General features: G+C 55.5%; 4 protein-coding genes. 2 read left to right on the forward strand and 2 right to left on the reverse strand.

From position 1 onward, the window contains the following. On the forward strand, positions 1 to 1,197 hold a 1,197-nt coding region (locus tag HN413_00650; protein ID MBT3388898.1), incomplete at its 5' end, for a (Fe-S)-binding protein. Between the two features lie 86 nt (positions 1,198 to 1,283). Continuing rightward, the gene (locus tag HN413_00655; protein MBT3388899.1) at positions 1,284 to 2,315 is read left to right on the forward strand and encodes a hypothetical protein; all 1,032 of its coding nucleotides are present in this window, start codon (positions 1,284 to 1,286) and stop codon (positions 2,313 to 2,315) included. A gap of 60 nt (positions 2,316 to 2,375) precedes the next feature. Here the strand turns inward: HN413_00655 and HN413_00660 are convergent, their stop codons facing one another. Next, complete coding sequence (locus HN413_00660) at positions 2,376 to 3,017, reverse strand: hypothetical protein (GenBank protein ID MBT3388900.1); 642 nt, start codon at positions 3,015 to 3,017, stop codon at positions 2,376 to 2,378. 9 nt (positions 3,018 to 3,026) lie between these two features. Continuing rightward, positions 3,027 to 3,254 carry a hypothetical protein gene (locus tag HN413_00665; protein ID MBT3388901.1) on the reverse strand — a complete coding sequence of 76 codons (228 nt, stop codon included), beginning with the start codon at positions 3,252 to 3,254 and terminating at the stop codon, positions 3,027 to 3,029. Positions 3,255 to 3,292: the final 38 nt, after the last annotated feature.

Below are 3,292 nucleotides of genomic sequence, written 5' to 3' on the forward strand. Positions count from 1 at the left end.
GGGCAAGTGACCGAATTCCTGCCGCAAAACCTGCTCGAATTTGACGCCTGCTTGCGCTGCGGGCGCTGCGAAGAAGTTTGCCCAGCGACCGCCAGCGGAATGGCCTACTCACCCAAGACATTGCTAATCCAACTGCGCGACGCCATGCTCGACTCGCTCGGCACGCCCTCCAATAATGGCGCAGTTGCCGCTGAACTCCCCGAGCATCTCTTCGAGGAAGAAGCCCTTTGGTCGTGTACCACCTGTGGAGCCTGCCTGACGCGCTGCCCGGCCTTCATCCGCCCGCCGGAGCGCGTGATCGATCTGCGCCGCTATCAAATCCTGACCACCGGCGAAATGCCCAAATCGGTCGGCGATACACTACGCAATCTGGAACGCCAGGGCAACCCCTGGGGGATGCCCCCCCAAGATCGCATGGCCTGGGCTGAAGGCCTGGAAGTACGCGAATTGGCTCCGGGCGACGAAGTGGATGTGCTGCTCTATATGGGCTGTGCCGCCGCCTACGACGACCGCAACAAGCAGGTCGCCCAATCGGTAGCCCGACTGCTCGGCAAAGCCGGTGTCGATTTCGGTGTGCTAGGCCACGATGAAGCCTGCTGCGGCGAAACCGCCCGCCGTATGGGGCACGAATATCTCTTCCAGGTATTTGCCGAACAGAATATTGAAATCTTCAATTCGGTCAAATTCAAGCGCATCGTCACACAATGCCCGCACTGCTTCAACACACTGAAAAATGAGTATCCACAAATGGGTGGCGATTTTGAAGTACTGCACTACAGCGAATTACTTGAAGAAGTTTCCGCAGATTTGGGCGCAATCTCGCCTAACGGAAACGGGCTTAAAGGCAAACTCGCTTTCCATGACTCTTGTTACCTGGGGCGCTACAACAACATCTACGAAGCGCCGCGCCAATTACTCGATCAAGCCAAAGTTGAGCGTGTGGAACTCAAACGCCACGGCGAAAATAGCTTCTGCTGCGGCGCGGGCGGCGGCGGCATGTGGATGGAAACCGATGCCGACAAGCGCATCAACCACAACCGCCTGCAAGATGCAATCGAAGCCGATGCCGAAACTCTCGCCACGGCCTGCCCCTACTGCCTGATTATGTTCGAGGATGCTATCGGTGCAAAAGGCGTTGGCGAACAAGTCAAGGTAATGGATATTGCCGAGATTTTAGAAAGACAGATTGGTGGGTAGTAGATTGTGAGAAGTGGGAAGTGGCTGTGTACTACTTTCCACTTCTCGCTTTCTACCGTTGATTGATCGGGTACTGCGAGGAAGACATGACTACTCAATGGATGCTCAACACTCACGGCGATCCCCTCGGGGCAGTGCGCCAATTTGCCAATACCATCTGGCAAACGCTGGACATCGAAAAAATGCTCGCACCGACCAACGGCCATCCCGATCGCACCGGACCGCGCATTTTAGAGCATCTCGATGAAATTGAGCATCTGAATCCCTTCACGCCACTCATGCCGCTCAATGCCGCCAAGCTGATTCCCAGTCTGCTTGAAAGAACCGCCCCCAACAAAGCCGCGGCCATGCTGCGCCCCTGCGAAATGCGCACGCTGGTGGAAATGAGCAAATACGAAAATTTCGCGCTCGATGGCCTACTGACCATCTGCGTGGATTGTTTGGGAACACTACCCGCCGACGAATATCGCTGGCGCGCAGAGCGCAAAGGCTCATCCGGAGAATTATCACAAGAAGCCTTGCAGTTCAGCCGTCAGGGCGGAATTGTGCGCTATCGCTACCGCGCCGCATGTCAGGTATGTATCTCGCCCGAAGCCACACTTGCCGACATCAATATCGGTATTCTGGGTTTGCCCGTGCGACAGGCTGTGCTCATTACGATTGCGAATGCAGCATTGGCCGAAAAACTTAATCTATCAGAGCTGGCAGAAACTGAATTTGATGCCGAACTGCTCGACACACACGAACGCGTTACCGCCCGGTTGGTGCAGCGCAGCGAAAACACCCGCGAGCGCATTACCAACGGCCTGGGGGGATTGCTGCCCGAAAATATAGGGGCGCTGGTCGAGCAACTCAATAACTGCGGTGATTGCAATACCTGTATGCATGTCTGCCCCCTGTGCGATATTCACTATCCACAACGCAATGAAAACGGCCAACTCATCGAACGCGAAGCCATGCGCTGGCTGATCTCGTGCGCAGGTTGCGGCATGTGCGAGCAAGCCTGTCCGCAGCATCTACCGCTCTCAATCATCTTCAGCCACATTCAAAGCCAACTCGCCAGCGAATTCAAGTACAACGCCGGGATGTCTTTCGAGCACCCTTTGCCGGTGATATAACTCCCCTTCACAAAACTCCAAGAGCTGACGGGTCTTCGAAAACCTGTCAGCTCTTTATTTTTACTGAAAAAACATCTCCATACCTTTAAAACAATCGGCGCTCAATTTGTGGCCGACATCCGATTCGCAGTAAGCCACATCAGCCCCGGCCGCGTCCAACAACTGCACAGCCTGACGGGCGCGCGCCACCGGAACCAATTCATCTTTTGACCCGTGGGAAATATAAATGGGTTTTCCCTGCAAGGAATCCCCCATAAGGAATGCTGCCGCTCCATCGGGCAAAAATCCCGCCAAAGCAGCCAGCCCGCGGACTCGCTCGGGGTGGAGCAATGCAAACGAATAGGTCAGCGCGGCCCCCTGGCTGAATCCCGCCAAACGCAAATTCGAGAAATCCGCCGGAACCGTGGCAGGCCATTCGGCCATCAATTCCAACAGCGCCGACACTGCCGGGCGAAAATCATCCAGCGCAGGCCAACCCTTCTCTCGTGAAGGATGCCAGCTATAGCCGCCACGCGGCTCTGTATGTGGCGCGCGCGGCGCAATTAGCAAATAATGCTCAGGCAACTTGGACGCAAAAATCCACATGGCATTCTCGTCCCCTGTCCAGCCGTGAAGCAGGAGAATCGCCGGGGGCACAGCATCACCTTCGGGCTGCCGAATACGCAGTTTCCAATCCTTAATCGTTAGCGTTTCAGTATCCATTGCCGCGCCTTATTCTCGATTGGCCCGCTCGACAATCCACTCCATGCCCCGTAAAACCAGGAAAATAATCAGCAGCGGGGCCACCCCCGCCGCGAGGCAAATGACGCCCATAATGGCCGACTCGCGCCCGTAGAAGACGTAGATCAATCCATCGCCGATGAGAAATAATAATAGGATGAAACCAGCTAATAATTGGACATTCGTTTGTCGGGCATAGGCGCGTAAATCGCGGGTCATAATTTTCTGCTCCTCCGTCGGAAGAAACCCTGGCGGCG

This window comes from Chloroflexota bacterium (genome assembly GCA_018648225.1).
Classification (GTDB): Bacteria; Chloroflexota; Anaerolineae; order Anaerolineales; family UBA11858; genus NIOZ-UU35.

Coding starts and splice junctions, on each gene's coding strand:
- HN413_00655 (MBT3388899.1), top strand. CDS start 1,284: ATGACTACTCAATGGATGCTCAACACTCACGGCGATCCCCTCGGGGCA.
- HN413_00660 (MBT3388900.1), bottom strand. CDS start 3,017: ATGGATACTGAAACGCTAACGATTAAGGATTGGAAACTGCGTATTCGG.
- HN413_00665 (MBT3388901.1), bottom strand. CDS start 3,254: ATGACCCGCGATTTACGCGCCTATGCCCGACAAACGAATGTCCAATTA.